This window comes from Streptomyces sp. NPDC049915 (assembly GCF_040656475.1).
GTDB lineage: Bacteria > Actinomycetota > Actinomycetes > Streptomycetales > Streptomycetaceae > Streptomyces.
The window spans coordinates 49,651-64,860 of the sequence record NZ_JBFAMH010000023.1; the positions used below are offsets into that span (position 1 = coordinate 49,651).

At 73.9% G+C, this 15,210-nt stretch carries 11 protein-coding genes and 1 riboswitch; of the genes, 9 read left to right on the forward strand and 2 right to left on the reverse strand.

The window, feature by feature from the left end:
* Positions 1-354: 354 nt before the first annotated feature.
* Entirely contained in the window at positions 355-1,488 is a 1,134-nt protein-coding gene (locus AB0J12_RS30190) for an alpha/beta fold hydrolase (protein WP_363267714.1), read from the reverse strand.
* A 90-nt stretch (positions 1,489-1,578) separates the two neighbouring features.
* Positions 1,579-2,280, reverse strand: coding sequence for a class II aldolase/adducin family protein (locus AB0J12_RS30195; RefSeq protein ID WP_363267715.1), 702 nt, complete (start codon positions 2,278-2,280; stop codon positions 1,579-1,581).
* A gap of 228 nt (positions 2,281-2,508) precedes the next feature.
* Here AB0J12_RS30195 and AB0J12_RS30200 point away from each other — a divergent pair, with 228 nt between their 5' ends.
* From AB0J12_RS30200 to cobI, 9 genes are all read left to right on the forward strand, one after another.
* A complete protein-coding gene (locus tag AB0J12_RS30200) occupies positions 2,509-3,768 on the forward strand; it encodes an inorganic phosphate transporter (protein WP_363267716.1) in 1,260 nt (419 codons plus the stop codon).
* Positions 3,769-3,802: 34 nt separating this feature from the next.
* Positions 3,803-4,024, forward strand: a complete 222-nt coding sequence (locus tag AB0J12_RS30205) for a hypothetical protein (RefSeq protein ID WP_363267717.1) — start codon at positions 3,803-3,805, stop codon at positions 4,022-4,024.
* 124 nt (positions 4,025-4,148) lie between these two features.
* A riboswitch (cobalamin riboswitch) is annotated at positions 4,149-4,295 on the forward strand.
* Between the two features lie 106 nt (positions 4,296-4,401).
* Entirely contained in the window at positions 4,402-5,343 is a 942-nt protein-coding gene (locus AB0J12_RS30210) for a cobalamin biosynthesis protein (RefSeq protein WP_363267718.1), read from the forward strand.
* A gap of 25 nt (positions 5,344-5,368) precedes the next feature.
* The gene (locus tag AB0J12_RS30215) at positions 5,369-6,877 is read left to right on the forward strand and encodes a cobyric acid synthase (RefSeq protein WP_363267719.1); all 1,509 of its coding nucleotides are present in this window, start codon (positions 5,369-5,371) and stop codon (positions 6,875-6,877) included.
* The gene (gene cobN, locus AB0J12_RS30220) at positions 6,874-10,527 is read left to right on the forward strand and encodes a cobaltochelatase subunit CobN (RefSeq protein ID WP_363267720.1); all 3,654 of its coding nucleotides are present in this window, start codon (positions 6,874-6,876) and stop codon (positions 10,525-10,527) included. The genes AB0J12_RS30215 and cobN overlap by 4 nt, the downstream gene beginning before the upstream one ends.
* Entirely contained in the window at positions 10,524-12,533 is a 2,010-nt protein-coding gene (locus tag AB0J12_RS30225; protein ID WP_363267721.1) for a putative cobaltochelatase, read from the forward strand. Before cobN ends, AB0J12_RS30225 begins: the two co-directional genes overlap by 4 nt.
* The gene (gene cobO, locus AB0J12_RS30230; protein WP_363267722.1) at positions 12,533-13,132 is read left to right on the forward strand and encodes a cob(I)yrinic acid a,c-diamide adenosyltransferase; all 600 of its coding nucleotides are present in this window, start codon (positions 12,533-12,535) and stop codon (positions 13,130-13,132) included. Before AB0J12_RS30225 ends, cobO begins: the two co-directional genes overlap by 1 nt.
* Positions 13,126-14,475 carry a cobyrinate a,c-diamide synthase gene (locus AB0J12_RS30235; RefSeq protein WP_363267723.1) on the forward strand — a complete coding sequence of 450 codons (1,350 nt, stop codon included), beginning with the start codon at positions 13,126-13,128 and terminating at the stop codon, positions 14,473-14,475. The genes cobO and AB0J12_RS30235 overlap by 7 nt, the downstream gene beginning before the upstream one ends.
* Positions 14,472-15,203, forward strand: coding sequence for a precorrin-2 C(20)-methyltransferase (gene cobI / locus AB0J12_RS30240; RefSeq protein ID WP_363267724.1), 732 nt, complete (start codon positions 14,472-14,474; stop codon positions 15,201-15,203). The genes AB0J12_RS30235 and cobI overlap by 4 nt, the downstream gene beginning before the upstream one ends.
* The last annotated feature ends 7 nt before the right edge of the window (positions 15,204-15,210 follow it).

The window sequence follows — 15,210 nt, forward strand, 5'->3', positions numbered from 1 at the left end:
AGCGTGGACCTGCCCGGGACGGCGAAAGCAGGCGTGATCAGGCCAGTCGTACGGCCTTGAACGGAGCCCAGAAGCGGAATGATCCCCACCGCCCCGCAGCCGGAGCGACGCCGCGACGCGCCCCCCGGCGGGGTCACCCTTGCTCCCGCGGCGGCGCCGACGGCCGGCACGTCACCCGCCGGCTCCGAGGCCCGGACGGCACCGCGCGCCCGTCGGCGGCCGGCCCGGGGCGGTGCACCGCTCCCACGCCGGTGGACGGCCGTCTCGGCGCCGCCGGTCCTCGGCGCACGCGCCCGCGCAGGGACCGTCCCGGTCCGGGCGGATCGGCGGCACCGACGTGGGCGGTCCACCGGGTCACATCAAAGGGGTCAGGAAGCGGCGGAGTGCTTCTTCGTAGGACTCCGGGTCGGCGTTCCACATCGCTCCGTGCGGGGCGTGGGCCACCGTGTGCAGGGCGACCAGGTCGGGGCGGCGGTCGGCGAAGCGGCGGGAGAAGCGCCAGGGGGCCACCGTGTCGCCGGGGCCGTGGACGATCAGCGTCGGCACCGCGAGGCCGTCGGCGTCCGCGGCGATGGTCCCGTCGGCGGGGCCGTCCTGCAGCCCGGTGCGGCCCTGCGCGGCGCGCACCGCGAGCGGCAGCAGCGCGCCCGGCGTGCGCCGGGCCAGGGCCAGGGAGCGCAGTGTGGTCGGCCAGCTGAGCACCGGGGAGTCCAGCACGAGCCCCGAGACGTGCTCCCGCATCCCGGACAGCTGAGCGGCGCGCAGCGCCATCGTGGCTCCGGTGGACCAGCCGTAGAGGACGACCCGGCGGGCGCCGTAGCGCACCGCGTAGCGGATCGCGGCGTCCACGTCGCGCCACTCGGTCTCGCCGAAGTGGTTCAGGCCGTCCGGAGGGCGGGGGGCGCCCAGGTCGCCGCGGTAGGCGAGGGCGAGCACCGGGAGGCGCAGCCGGTTCAGCATGCCCATGACGTTCATGGGGAGCTCCCGGGTGGTGGCGAGGCCGTGCACGGCGATCACCCAGGTGTCCCGGGCGGCGGGAACGAACCAGGCGGGCAGCGGGCCGAGTTCTCCGGGCACGTCGACGTCGGCGTGCTCCAGGCCGAGGGCGGCCCGGGGGTCGCCGACGTGCAGGTTCGCGGTGAGCCACACTTTGTCGCCCGGTTCCAGCGTGCCGTGCGTGACGCGCTCCAGACGCCGTACGACGGTGTCGGCGGTGTGCTCGGCGGAGTCCAGGACCTGGCCCACGACCGCGTGACTGCCGTCGCCGGCGAGTCCGTAGGTACCGGGGCGCAGGGTGGCCAGGTCGCGGGTGAGCGCGATCCGGCCGGCGGCCGTGGCATGCACGGTGAGCCGGGGCTCGGTCGGCAGCGGCCGGCCCGGCGGCGCCTTGAGCGCGGCGTCGCTGGCGAGTCGGCCGGCGACCACGGCTGCGGCCCCGGCACCCATCACGGCGGTGACGGCAGCGGCCGTCGCTTTGACAGTGCGCACGGGAACCAGTTTCCCGGCGTGGTCCGTCCCAAGCCACCGGAAGTGACATGCGGAGTGATCAACCCGGTCCTCGCCGCCACCGCGCCGCGCTCACCCCCGCTGCCCGTACCCCCGCAGCCGCTCCCCCACCTCCGCCAGCTGCTCCTCGGTCAGCAGGCTCGGGGCGAGGCCCGGGACCGAGGACGCCGTCAGCCACAGCCGGCACATCCACTCCAGCTGGGCGGTGCGGTCGTAGGCCTGGTCGAGGGTGGCGCCGTAGGCGATCGTGCCGTGGTTCTGCAGGAGGCAGCCGGTGCGGCCGGTCAGGGCCCGCAGCATGTTCTCGGCCAGCTCCTGCGTGCCGTACGTCGCGTAGGGGGCGACGCGGACCGGGCCGCCGAGGGCCGCGGCCATGTAGTGGACGAGCGGGAGCTCCGGCACGAGCGTCGAGACCGCCGTGGCGTGGACGGCGTGCGTGTGCACCACAGCCCGGGCGTCCGTGGTGCCGTATACGGCGAGGTGCATCGGCAGCTCGCTCGTCGGCACCAGGATGCCGCGCACCTGCCGGCCGTCGAGGTCGACCGCCGTCAGGTCCTGCGGCCGCAGCCGGTCGTAGGGCACGCCCGACGGCGTGACCAGCACCAGGTCACCGACGCGTACCGAGACATTGCCGGAGGTGCCCACGACCAGTCCGTCGGCGACGGTCCGGCGCGCCGTGGCGACCAGATCCGCCCAGGCCAGGGCCTCCCGCTCGGCGTCGTCCCCCTCGTCGGCCACCCGTCCGCCCCGCCGTTCCCACCGCTGCTCCGTCATGCCGCGATCCTGCCAGCCCCGGGTGACGGAAATCTCCTCCCCGGACCCGCGCACGGCCACGACGCCCCGCGCCGGGCACCCGGCCCGTGTGCCGCCCGGGCCGTGGGCGGGGGAACGGAGCAGCGACCCCCTCTTTCCGACATCGAGACGCCCGACTCAGTTCACCTTCCGTTCACCCACGTTACCTACGTTCGACCCGCCAATGACTTCGAACGAATGCCTGGGTAAATGGAAAGCTTCTCGCTGATCCTCGCGATTGTGGTCGTCACCGCTCTCGCGTTCGATTTCACGAACGGTTTCCACGACACCGCCAACGCGATGGCCACCACCATCTCGACCGGCGCGCTGCGGCCCAAGATCGCCGTGGCCATGTCCGCCGCCCTCAACCTCGTGGGCGCCTTCCTCTCCGTGGAGGTCGCCAACACGATCTCCAAGGGTCTCGTCGACGAGAACGGCATCCGTCCCGAGGTCATCTTCGCCGCCCTGGTCGGCGCGATCCTCTGGAACCTGCTGACCTGGCTCGTGGGCCTGCCCTCCAGCTCCTCGCACGCCCTCATGGGCGGTCTGATCGGCGCCACCGTCGCCTCCGCCGGCTTCGGCGCCGTCCACGGTGACGTGCTCGTCACCAAGGTGCTGCTGCCCGCGGTCGCCGCCCCGGTCGTCGCCGGCGTCGCGGCGATGGTCGCGACCCGTCTGTCGTACACGCTGGGCAAGAAGGCCGACGGCAAGGCCGCCCAGAAGGGCTACCGGGCCGGCCAGATCGCCTCCGCGGGCCTGGTCTCCCTCGCCCACGGCACCAACGACGCGCAGAAGACGATGGGCATCATCACCCTCGCCCTGGTCGCGGGCGGCGCCGTCGCGCCCGACTCCGACCCGCCCACCTGGGTGATCCTCTCCGCCGGCCTGGCCATCGCGCTCGGCACCTACATCGGCGGCTGGCGCATCATCCGCACCATGGGCAAGGGCCTGACGGACATGCAGCCGCAGCAGGGCTTCGCCGCCCAGACCAGCGCGGCCACCGCCATCCTCGCCTCCTCCCACCTCGGCTTCTCGCTGTCCACCACGCACGTCGTCTCCGGCTCCGTGATGGGCGCGGGCGTGGGCCGCAAGGGCGGCGTTGTGCGCTGGTCGACCGCGACCCGGATGCTCGTCGCCTGGGTGCTGACCCTGCCGGCCGCCGCGCTGGTCGGCGCGCTCGCCGAGTACGTCACCGGCTTCGGCGCCTGGGGCACCGCGCTGGTCGCCGTCTTCCTGGTGTCCGCCAGCTTCGGCATCTGGAAGGTCTCCCGCCGCGAGGTCGTCGACCACACCAACGTCAACGCCGTGGAGGAGGAGCCGGCCGGCGTGGTCACCACCGCGATCGCCGCCGTGACCCCGCCTCCGGCCGCCGGCCCGGCGGTCACGGACGGCCTGACGGCCACCATCCCCGCCCCCGCCGCCGCGACGGCGGAGCAGCCGGCCACCGCGAATCCGGCCCCGGCCGTCTGACCGCCGCTTTCGGGTACGAAGGAAGAGAAGCAGCATGAAGATCGACTGGGCGGCCCTCGGCTCCGTCTTCGGTGTCAGCCTCATGGTCACCGTGGGTCTGGTGGCCCTGTTCACCCTCGGCATCATGGGCCTGTCCCGCCGCGAGCGGGTCCAGGCGCAGGGCGGTTCGGCCGCCCTCACGGTCACCGGCGCGTACGCCTGCTTCGCGGCGTGCGCGGCGGCGGTGGCGTACGGCATCAGCCTGATCGTCGCCTGACCGGCCTCATCGACGAAAACGCGGGGTGCCCGAGCGGCACCCCGCGTTCCTTTGTGACCTGGCAGGTCGTCTCCGTGTGGGCCTGCCCACACTCCTCCGCCCCAGGTCAAGGGCAAGTTGACGGCCCTCTGACAGCCGTGGTGGACTGCCGGAGCCAAGTTTGCGGCGTGCAGGAGAGGAAGCCGGTGGAAGTCCGGCGCGGTCCCGCCACTGTCACCGGGGTGAGCAACCCCGGGAGCCAGGAACTCTCACCGCCGAACCTCCTTCGAACCAGGGCGCGGACACCCTGAGTGAGGACATGACGCCATGCGCGGCTGCCGGTTGAGGACCAGGCCCATCAGCGACGCTCCGCTCGACCCCACGGCCGGCTGAGCCCGATGCGAGCCGAACGCGTCTTCGCGTACGGCGCCGCCGCCGGCCTCCTCGGTGACCTCCTCCTCGGTGATCCGCGCCGCGGGCACCCGGTCGCCGTGTTCGGACGGGCCGCGGACGCCGTCGAGCGCACCCTGTGGCGCGACCACCGCGGCTGGGGCGCCCTGCACACCGCCGTCTGCGCCGGAGGCGCCGTCGCGCTCGGGGGCGTGGCCGCCCGCTCGGTGCGCCGCTCCCCCGCCGCCTCGGTCGCGCTGACCGCCGCCGCCACCTGGTCCGTGGTCGGGGGGACCTCCCTCGCACGCGAGGCCGGCGCCATCGGGCGCGCCCTGGAAGCCGGGGACGTGGAGGCGGCGCGGGCCCGGCTGCCCCATCTGTGCGGCCGTGACCCGCAGGCGCTGGACGCCGACGGGATCGCCCGGGCCGTGGTCGAGTCGGTCGCCGAGAACACCTCCGACGCCGTCGTGGGCGCGCTGGTGTGGGGCGCCGTCGGCGGGGTGCCCGGGCTGCTCGGGTTCCGGGCCGTCAACACCCTGGACGCGATGGTCGGTCACAAGTCGCCGCGGCTGCGGCGCTTCGGCTGGGCCTCCGCCCGCCTCGACGACGTGGCCGGCTGGCCGGGCGCCCGGCTGACCGCCGCCCTCGCCGTGCTCACCGGCCCGGACCGGCGTGGCGCCGTACGGGCGTGGCGGGCGGACGCGGTGAAGCACCCGAGCCCCAACGCGGGCCCCGTGGAGGCCTCCTTCGCGGGCGCGCTCGGCCTGCGGCTGGGCGGCACCCTGTCGTACGGCGGGCGCGTGGAACACCGGCCCGTGCTGAACCCGCAGGGGCGCGCCGTCGGGACCGAGGACATCGCGCGGGCGGTACGGCTGTCCCGGCGCGTGAGCTGGCTGGCGCTCGGCGTGTGCGCGGGCGCACGCCTCATCCGGAAGGGGCGTGATCGATGAACGTCATCGGGAAGGGGCGCGATCGATGAACGGCGGTCTCCTCGTCGCCGGCACCACCTCCGACGCCGGCAAGAGCGTCGTGACCGCCGGGATCTGCCGGTGGCTGGTGCGGCAGGGCGTGAAGGTGGCGCCCTTCAAGGCGCAGAACATGTCCCTGAACTCCTTCGTCACCCGCGAGGGCGCCGAGATCGGGCGGGCGCAGGCCATGCAGGCCCAGGCCTGCCGGATCGAGCCGACCGCGCTGATGAACCCGGTGCTGCTCAAGCCCGGCGGCGAGCAGAGCAGCCAAGTGGTGCTGCTGGGCAAGCCGGTGGGCGAGATGAGCGCACGCGGCTACCACGGCGGACGCCAGCAGAAGCTGCTGGGCACGGTCCTGGAGTGCCTGGCCGAGTTGCGGGGCACGTATGACGCGGTGATCTGCGAGGGGGCGGGCTCGCCGGCCGAGATCAATCTGCGCCGGACCGACATCGTGAACATGGGCATCGCGCGGGGCGCGCGGCTGCCCGTGCTCGTCGTCGGCGACATCGACCGCGGGGGCGTCTTCGCGTCCTTCTTCGGCACGCTCGCCCTGCTCTCACCCGAGGACCAGGAACTGCTCGCCGGCTTCCTGGTGAACAAGTTCCGCGGTGACGTCTCCCTGCTGGAGCCGGGCCTGGACATGCTGCACGGTCTCACCGGGCGGCGCACCTACGGCGTCCTGCCCTTCCGGCACGGGCTCGGCATCGACGAGGAGGACGGCCTCAGGGTGTCCCTGCGCGGCACCGTCCGCGAGTCGGCCGTCTCCCCGCCCGTCGGCGAGGACGTCCTGCGGGTCGCCGTCTGCGCGATCCCGCTGATGTCCAACTTCACCGACGTGGACGCGCTGGCCGCCGAACCGGGCGTGGTCGTGCGGTTCGTGGACCGGCCGGAGGAACTGGCCGACGCCGACCTGGTGGTGATCCCGGGCACCCGCGGGACGGTGCGGGCGCTTCAGTGGCTGCGCGAACGCCGCCTGGCCGACGCCCTGGTGCGCCGGGCCGCCGAGCAGCGGCCCGTGCTCGGCATCTGCGGTGGTTTCCAGATCCTCGGTGAACACATCGAGGACGAGGTCGAGTCGCGCGCCGGCGCCGTCGACGGGCTCGGCGTGCTGCCCGTGCGGGTGCGGTTCGCCCGCGAGAAGACCCTGACCCGGCCGGACGGGGAAGCCCTCGGTGAGCGGGTCGAGGGGTACGAGATCCACCACGGCATCGGCTCCGTGACGGGAGGGGAGCCCTTCCTCGACGGCTGCCGCGTCGGCCAGACCTGGGGCACCCACTGGCACGGCTCGCTGGAGTCCGACGGCTTCCGCCGCGCCTTCCTGCGCGAGGTGGCCGCCGCCGCGGGCCGCCGCTTCGTGCCCGCGCCGGACACCTCCTTCGCCGCGCTGCGCGAGGAGCAGCTCGACCGGCTCGGCGACCTGATCGAACAGCACGCGGACACGGACGCGCTGTGGCGGCTCATCGAGTCCGGCGCGCCGCAAGGACTGCCTTTCATTCCACCGGGAGCGCCCGCATGAGCACAGTGTTGTTGTTGTCCACCGCCGACACGGATCTGCTGGCGGCCCGGGCCTCCGGTGCGGACTACCGGATCGGCAACCCGACCCGCGTGGACGTCGCCGAGGAGCTCCCGGCGCTGATCGAGGGCGCCGACCTCGCCGTCGTACGGCTGCTGGGCGGCAAGCGGGCCTGGGAGGACGGGCTCGCCGCGCTGAAGGCGTCCGGCATCCCGACCGTGCTGCTGGGCGGCGAGGCCGTCCCGGACGCCGAGCTGATGGCCGAGTCGAGCGTGCCGGCCGGCGTGGTCGCGGAGGCGCTGCGGTACCTGGTCGAGGGCGGTCCCGGGAACCTGCTGGAGCTGTCGCGGTTCCTGTCGGACACCGTGCTGCTGACCGGTGAGGGGTTCGACGAGCCGCACACGATGCCGGAGTACGGCGTCCACGGCTCGTACGCGCTCAAGGACGGCCGTCCGACCGTCGGGGTGCTCTTCTACCGCGCCCATGAGCTGAGCGGCAACACCGCCTTCGTGGACACCCTGTGCGAGGCGATCGAGGCGCAGGGCGCCAACGCGCTGCCCGTGTACTGCGGTTCGCTCCGCGGCGCGGACCCGGGGCTGTACGGACTCCTCACGCGCGCCGACGCGCTGGTCGCCACCGTGCTCGCGGCCGGCGGCACGCACGCCTCGCAGGCCTCCGCGGGCGGCGACGAGGAGGCCTGGGACATCGGCGCGCTCGCCGACCTCGACGTCCCGGTGCTGCAGGGCCTGTGCCTGACGTCGTCGAAGAGCGCCTGGGAGGAGTCGGACGCCGCCCTGTCCCCCATGGACGCGGCGATGCAGGTCGCCATCCCGGAGTTCGACGGCCGGCTGATCACCGTGCCGTTCTCCTTCAAGGAGCAGGGCCCGGACGAGGTCCCGGTGTACGTCGCCGACCCGGAGCGGGCCGCGCGCGTCGCCGGCATCGCCGTGCGGCACGCCCGGCTGAAGCACAAGCCGAACGCCGAGAAGAAGATCGCACTGGTCTTCACCGCGTACCCGACCAAGCACTCCCGCGTCGGCAACGCGGTCGGTCTGGACACGCCCGCGTCGGCGGTGCGGGTGCTGGACGCGCTGCGGGACGCCGGGTACGCGGTGAGCGGGTACCCCTCCGGCGGTGACGAGCTGATCCACCGGCTGATCGAGGCCGGCGGCCACGACGTGGAGTGGCTGACCGAGGAACAGCTGGCCACCGCGCCCGCGCGGGTGCCGCTGGCCGACTACCGGGCGTGGTTCGAGAAGCTGGACCCCGAGCTGCGGGACGCGATGACCGAGGCGTGGGGCGAGCCGCCGGGCAGTCTGTACGTCGACGGCGACGACATCGTCCTGGCCTCCCTGCAGTTCGGGAACGTCGTCGTGATGATCCAGCCGCCGCGCGGCTTCGGCGAGAACCCGATCGCGATCTACCACGACCCGGACATGCCGCCGTCCCACCACTACATGGCGGCCTACCGCTGGCTGGACAACAGCTTCGGCGCGGACGCGATCGTGCACATGGGCAAGCACGGCACGATGGAGTGGCTGCCGGGCAAGGGCCTCGGCCTGTCGGGCGGGTGCGCCCCGGACGCGGTCCTCGGTGACCTGCCGCTGATCTACCCGTTCATCGTCAACGACCCGGGCGAGGGCACCCAGGCCAAGCGGCGCGGGCACGCCACGGTCGTCGACCACCTCGTACCGCCGATGGCCCGCGCCGACACTTACGGCGACCTGGCGAAGCTGGAGCAGCTGCTCGACGAGTACGCGCTCGTGTCCGACCTGGACCCGGTGAAGGCGCCTGCCGTGCGCGCGCAGATCTGGACGCTGGTCAAGGCGGCCGAGCTGCACCACGACCTGCATGTGGACCAGCAGCCGGACGACGAGGCGTTCGACGAGTTCGTCATGCACATCGACGGCTATCTGTGCGAGATCAAGGACGTTCAGATCCGCGACGGCCTGCACATCCTGGGCGGCGGTCCGGTCGCCGAGCCGCGCGTCAACCTGGTGCTGGCCGTGCTGCGCGCCTCACAGGTGTGGGGCGGGCAGGCGAACGCCCTGCCGGGTCTGCGGGCCTCGCTCGCGGCGCACTTCGGGCTGATGGAGAAGGAGCTGCTGGGCGAGCCGGGCGCCCCGGTGAAGGTGCCGCCGGAGCTGACGGACCTGGTGGACGGTCCGGCGCGCACCGCGTCCGACGCGATCGACCTGCTGGAGCAGCTGTGCCGGCGGATCGCGGAGGGCATGGAGGCGCGGGGCTGGGAGCGGGCGGCCGTGCCGGAGGTGCTGCGCGGCGCGCTGAACGCCGAACTGCCGGACGCAACGGCCGTGCTGGAGTTCGCGTGCGACGAGGTCGTGCCGCGGCTCGCCCGTACGACCGACGAGATCGGGCACATCCTGAAGGCGCTGAACGGCGGTTACGTCCCGGCCGGGCCGTCCGGTTCGCCCACCCGCGGTCTGGTCAACGTCCTGCCGACCGGCCGGAACTTCTACTCGGTCGACCCCAAGGCGATTCCGTCCCGGCTGAGCTGGGAGGTCGGGCAGTCGCTCGCCGACTCGCTCGTGGCCCGCTATCTGCAGGACACGGGCGAGTACCCGAAGTCCGTCGGCCTCACGGTGTGGGGCACGTCCGCGATGCGCACCCAGGGCGACGACATCGCCGAGATCCTGGCGCTGCTGGGCTGCCGTCCCGTCTGGGACGACGCCTCGCGCCGAGTGACCGGCTTCGAGGTGGTGTCCCTGGAGGAACTGGGCCGGCCGCGCATCGACGTCACGGTCCGTATCTCCGGCTTCTTCCGGGACGCGTTCCCGCACGTCGTGGGGCTGATCGACGACGCGGTCCGCACGGTGGCGGAGCTGGACGAGCCCGCCGAGCGCAACCATGTGAAGGCGCACGCCGACGCGGACACCGCCGAGCACGGTGACCGGCGCCGGGCCACGGCCCGTATCTTCGGCTCCAAGCCGGGCGCGTACGGCGCCGGTCTGCTGCCGCTGATCGACGCCCGCAACTGGCGCTCGGACGCCGACCTCGCCGAGGTGTACGCGGTGTGGGGCGGCTACGCCTACGGGCGCGGGCTCGACGGGCGGGCGGCGCGCGGGGACATGGAGACCGCGTTCAAGCGGATCGCCGTCGCCGCGAAGAACGTCGACACCCGTGAGCACGATCTGGTCGACGCCGACGACTACTTCCAGTACCACGGCGGCATGGTCGCCATGGTCCGTCACCTGACCGGCGCCAACCCCGAGGCGTACGTGGGCGATTCGGCCACGCCGGACCAGGTGAAGACGCGCACGCTGGGCGAGGAGACGCACCGGGTGTTCCGTGCCCGCGTGGTCAACCCGCGCTGGATGGCGGCCATGCGCCGGCACGGCTACAAGGGCGCCTTCGAGATGGCGGCGACCGTGGACTACCTGTTCGGGTACGACGCCACGGCGGGCGTGGTCGACGACTGGATGTACGAGAAGCTCAGCGCCGAGTACGTCTTCGACCCGGAGAACCGGGACTTCATGAAGAAGTCCAACCCGTGGGCGCTGCGGGGCATCACCGAACGACTGCTGGAGGCCGCCGACCGCGGCCTGTGGGCGGAGCCGGACGCGGACACGCTGGAGCGGCTGCGCGCCACCTATCTGGAGCTGGAAGGCGACTTGGAGGGCGACGAGAAGTGACCACTCCCTTTCCCTTCACGGCCGTGGTCGGCCAGGACGATCTGCGGCTCGCGCTGCTGCTGAACGCGGTCTCGCCGGCGGTCGGCGGAGTGCTGGTGCGCGGCGAGAAGGGCACCGCGAAGTCGACGGCCGTGCGCGCGCTGTCGGCGCTGCTGCCCGAGGTCGACGTGGTCGCCGGGTGCCGCTTCTCCTGCGACCCGGCCTCCCCGGACCCGGCGTGCCCCGACGGTCCGCACGAGCCGGGGGCCGGGGTCGCACGGCCCGCCCGCATGGTCGAACTGCCCGTCGGCGCCTCCGAGGACCGCCTCGTCGGCGCGCTGGACATCGAGCGGGCGCTCGCCGAGGGCGTGAAGGCGTTCGAGCCGGGCCTGCTGGCCGACGCGCACCGCGGCATCCTCTACGTCGACGAGGTCAACCTGCTCCACGACCACCTGGTCGACCTGCTGCTGGACGCGGCGGCGATGGGCGCGTCGTACGTGGAACGCGAGGGCGTATCCGTACGCCATGCCTCGAAGTTCCTGCTGGTCGGCACCATGAACCCGGAAGAGGGCGAGCTGCGGCCGCAGTTGCTCGACCGGTTCGGGCTGACCGTGGAGGTCGCCGCCTCCCGTGAGCCCGACCAGCGGGTGGAGGTCGTCAAGCGGCGCCTGGCGTACGACGCCGGCCCGGCCGCCTTCGCCGCCCGCTGGGCCGAGGAGGAGACCGCCGTACGGCAGCGGATCGCGGCGGCGCGGGCGCTGCTGCGGCAGGTGCGCCTGGGCGACGGCGCGCTGCGGCAGATCGCGGCGACCTGCGCGGCGTTCGAGGTGGACGGCATGCGCGCCGACATCGTCATGGCCCGCACCGCGACCGCGCTGGCCGCGTGGGCCGGGCGGACCGACGTGCTCGCCGAGGACGTGCGGCAGGCGGCGCTGCTGGCGCTGCCGCACCGGCGGCGCCGCAACCCGTTCGACGCGCCCGGTCTCGACGAGGACAAGCTGGACCGGACGCTGGAGGAGTTCTCCGGCGAGTCCCCCGACGACGATCCCGACCCCGACGGGCCCGGTGGGGGCGGCGGGGGCGGCGGGCAGCCGGCGCCGGAGGACGGTCCGCAGGGCGGGGACACCGGGGCGCGGCCCGAGGAGGGCGACGGCGACGAGCCGCAGCCGTCCGGCGCGGGCGCGGGTGAGCAGCAGGCGGCGCGCGCCTCGGAGCCCTTTCGCACCAAGGTGCTGAGCGTGCCCGGGATCGGCGAGGGTGCGTCCGGGCGGCGTTCGCGGGCGCGCACCGAGCAGGGGCGCACCACCGGGGCGCGCCGGCCGCAGGGTGCGCTGACCAAGCTGCATCTGGCGGCGACCGTGCAGGCGGCCGCCCCGCATCAGCGGGCGCGGGGCCGGTCCGGGCCGGGGCTGGTGATCCGCCGGGACGATCTGCGGCAGGCGGCCCGCGAGGGGCGTGAGGGCAACCTCGTGCTGTTCGTGGTGGACGCCTCCGGGTCGATGGCGGCGCGGCAGCGGATGAGCGCCGTGAAGGGCGCCGTGCTGTCGCTGCTGCTGGACGCCTACCAGCGGCGGGACAAGGTGGGTCTGGTGACCTTCCGGGGTTCCGCCGCCGACGTGGCGCTGCCACCGACCTCGTCCGTGGACGCGGCCGCCGCGCGGTTGGAGTCGCTGCCGACCGGCGGGCGTACGCCGCTGGCGGCCGGGCTGCTCAAGGCGCACGAGGTGCTGCGGGTGGAGCGGTTGCGGGACCCGGCGCGCCGGTCGCTGGTCGTGGTGGTGACGGACGGGCGGGCCACCGGTGGTCCGGAGCCGGTCGCGCTGGCCGGGCGTGCGGCACGGCTGTTCGCGGCCGACTCGGTCGCCTCGGTGGTCGTGGACTGCGAGTCGGGGCCGGTGCGGCTCGGGCTCGCCGGGCAGCTCGCCGCCGATCTGGGTGGCACGGCCGTCACGCTCGACGAGCTGCGGGCGGACTCGATCGCCGGTCTGGTCAAGGACGTGCAGGGGACTTCGAGGAGGGCCGCGTAATGCCGCAGGGACAGCCGAGTGTCGTACCGGACGACGGCCTGACGACCCGTCAGCGTCGCAACCGTCCGCTGGTCGTCGTGCACACCGGCGTCGGCAAGGGCAAGTCGACGGCCGCCTTCGGTCTGGCGCTGCGCGCCTGGAACCAGGGCTGGCCGATCGGGGTGTTCCAGTTCGTCAAGTCGGCGAAGTGGAAGGTCGGCGAGGAGAACGCGCTGCGCGTCCTCGGCGCCTCCGGCGAGGGCGGCACCGTCGACTGGCACAAGATGGGCGAGGGCTGGTCGTGGGTCCAGCGCGACGCGCAGATGGACAACGAGGAGAAGGCCCGCGAGGGCTGGGAGCAGGTCAAGCGCGACCTGGCCGCCGAGACGTACCGGCTGTACGTGCTGGACGAGTTCGCCTACCCCATGCACTGGGGGTGGGTCGACACCGACGAGGTGATCGACGTGCTGCGGAACCGGCCGGGCACCCAGCATGTGGTGATCACCGGGCGGAACGCGCCCGAGAAGCTGGTGGACTTCGCCGACCTGGTCACCGACATGTCCAAGGTCAAGCATCCGATGGACGCCGGGCAGAAGGGCCAGAGGGGCATCGAGTGGTGATGTCCGTTCCCCGGCTGGTCGTCGCCGCGCCCTCCTCGGGCAGCGGCAAGACCACCGTCGCCACGGGGCTGATGGCCGCGTTCGCCGCGCGGGGGATGGCCGTGTCCCCGCACAAGGTGGGCCCGGACTACATCGACCCCGGCTATCACGCGCTGGCCACCGGGCGGCCGGGCCGCAACCTCGACGCGTACCTGTGCGGGCCGGAGCTTCTCGCTCCGCTGTTCCTGCACGGGGCGCGGGGCTGCGACCTGGCCGTGGTGGAGGGCGTGATGGGGCTGTACGACGGTGCCGCCGGGGAGGGCGAGCTGGCGTCCACCGCACAGGTCGCGAAGGTGCTGCGGGCGCCGGTCGTGCTGGTCGTGGACGCCTCCTCGCAGTCGCGCTCTGTGGCCGCGCTGGTGCACGGGTTCGCGTCCTGGGACCCCGGGGTGCGGGTCGGGGGCGTGATCCTGAACAAGGTCGGCTCCGAGCGGCACGAGTCCCTTCTGCGGGAGGCCCTGGATGCGGCCGGGGTGCCGGTGCTGGGCGTGCTGCGGCGGGCTCCGCAGGTGGACACGCCGTCGCGGCACCTGGGGCTGGTGCCGGTCGCCGAGCGGGGCACCGCAGCCGTGGAGGCGGTCGCGGCGATGGGCGCGCAGGTCGCCGCCGGGTGCGACCTGGAGGCGCTGGAGGCGCTGGCCCGCAGCGCCGGTGCGCTGACGGACGAGCCGTGGGAGGCGCCCGTCGCCTCCGTGGCGGAGCGGCCCGTGGTCGCCGTCGCCGGTGGGCCCGCGTTCACCTTCTCCTACGCCGAGCACCCCGAACTGCTCACCGCCGCCGGGGCCGACGTCGTCACGTTCGATCCGTTGCGCGACGAGCGACTCCCGGACGGAACACAAGGGCTGGTCGTCGGCGGCGGCTTCCCCGAGGTGTACGCGGCCGAGCTGTCCGGCAACGAGCCGCTGCGCAAGGCGATCGCGGAGCTCGCCCTGTCCGGCGCTCCCGTCGCCGCCGAGTGCGCCGGGCTGCTCTATCTGTGCCGGGAGCTGGACGGGCAGCCGATGTGCGGGGTGCTGGACGCCACCGCCCGGATGACCGAGCGGCTCACCCTCGGCTACCGGGACGCGGTGGCCGTCGGCGACAGCGTGCTCGCGCCGGCCGGGACCCGGATGCGCGGGCACGAGTTCCACCGCACGGTCGTCGAGCCCGGCGCCGGCGCGGCTCCCGCCTGGGGAGTACGCACTCCCGTCAGGCGGGTCGAAGGTTTCGTACAGGGCGGTGTGCACGCGAGCTATCTGCACACCCACTGGGCGTCCGTGCCCGGTGTCGCCCGTCGGTTCGTGGAGAGGTGCCGGACGTCATGAGCAGCAGGCTGATCGGGGTCGGAGTCGGTCCGGGCGATCCGGAACTGGTGACCGTCAGGGGCGTGAACGCGCTGCGCGCCGCCGACGTGATCGTCGTCCCCGTGATGGACACCGGGGAACGCGGGCGCGCCGAGGCGACCGTGCTGCACTACGTGCCCGAGGAGAAGGTCCTGCGGGTCGTCTTCGCGCTGAACGAGCGCACGGACCGCACGCGCCGGGAGGCGGCCTGGGACGCGGCCGGCGAGCGGGTCGCGGCGCTGCTGCGGCAGCACGGCACGGTGGCGTTCGCGACGATCGGCGACCCCAACGTGTACTCGACGTTCACCTACCTCGCGCAGACGATCGCCGGGCTGGTGCCCGGCACGGTCGTGGAGACGGTGCCCGGCATCACGGCGATGCAGGACCTGGCGGCCCGCTCCGGCGCGGTGCTGACCGAGGGCACCGAGCCGCTGACGCTGGTGCCGGTGACCGCCGGTTCGGCGGTGCTCAAGGACGCCCTGAACGGGCCGGGCACGGTCGTGGCGTACAAGTTCGGGCGGCAGGCGGCGGAGGTCGCGGAGGCGCTGCGGGAGACCGGGCGGCTCGCCGACGCGGTGTGGGGTTCGGCGCTGGGGCTGCCGGAGGAGTCGATCCGGCCGGCCGGTGAGCTGGACGGCGCCCCGCTGCCGTATCTGTCGACGCTGATCGCGCCCGCGCGGCGGGACGGCGGCCGGGGCGGCAAGCTGTGAGACGCAG

Coding starts and splice junctions, on each gene's coding strand:
- AB0J12_RS30195 (WP_363267715.1), bottom strand. CDS start 2,280: ATGACGGAGCAGCGGTGGGAACGGCGGGGCGGACGGGTGGCCGACGAG.
- AB0J12_RS30210 (WP_363267718.1), top strand. CDS start 4,402: ATGCGAGCCGAACGCGTCTTCGCGTACGGCGCCGCCGCCGGCCTCCTC.
- AB0J12_RS30205 (WP_363267717.1), top strand. CDS start 3,803: ATGAAGATCGACTGGGCGGCCCTCGGCTCCGTCTTCGGTGTCAGCCTC.
- AB0J12_RS30215 (WP_363267719.1), top strand. CDS start 5,369: ATGAACGGCGGTCTCCTCGTCGCCGGCACCACCTCCGACGCCGGCAAG.
- AB0J12_RS30200 (WP_363267716.1), top strand. CDS start 2,509: ATGGAAAGCTTCTCGCTGATCCTCGCGATTGTGGTCGTCACCGCTCTC.
- cobO (WP_363267722.1), top strand. CDS start 12,533: ATGCCGCAGGGACAGCCGAGTGTCGTACCGGACGACGGCCTGACGACC.
- cobN (WP_363267720.1), top strand. CDS start 6,874: ATGAGCACAGTGTTGTTGTTGTCCACCGCCGACACGGATCTGCTGGCG.
- cobI (WP_363267724.1), top strand. CDS start 14,472: ATGAGCAGCAGGCTGATCGGGGTCGGAGTCGGTCCGGGCGATCCGGAA.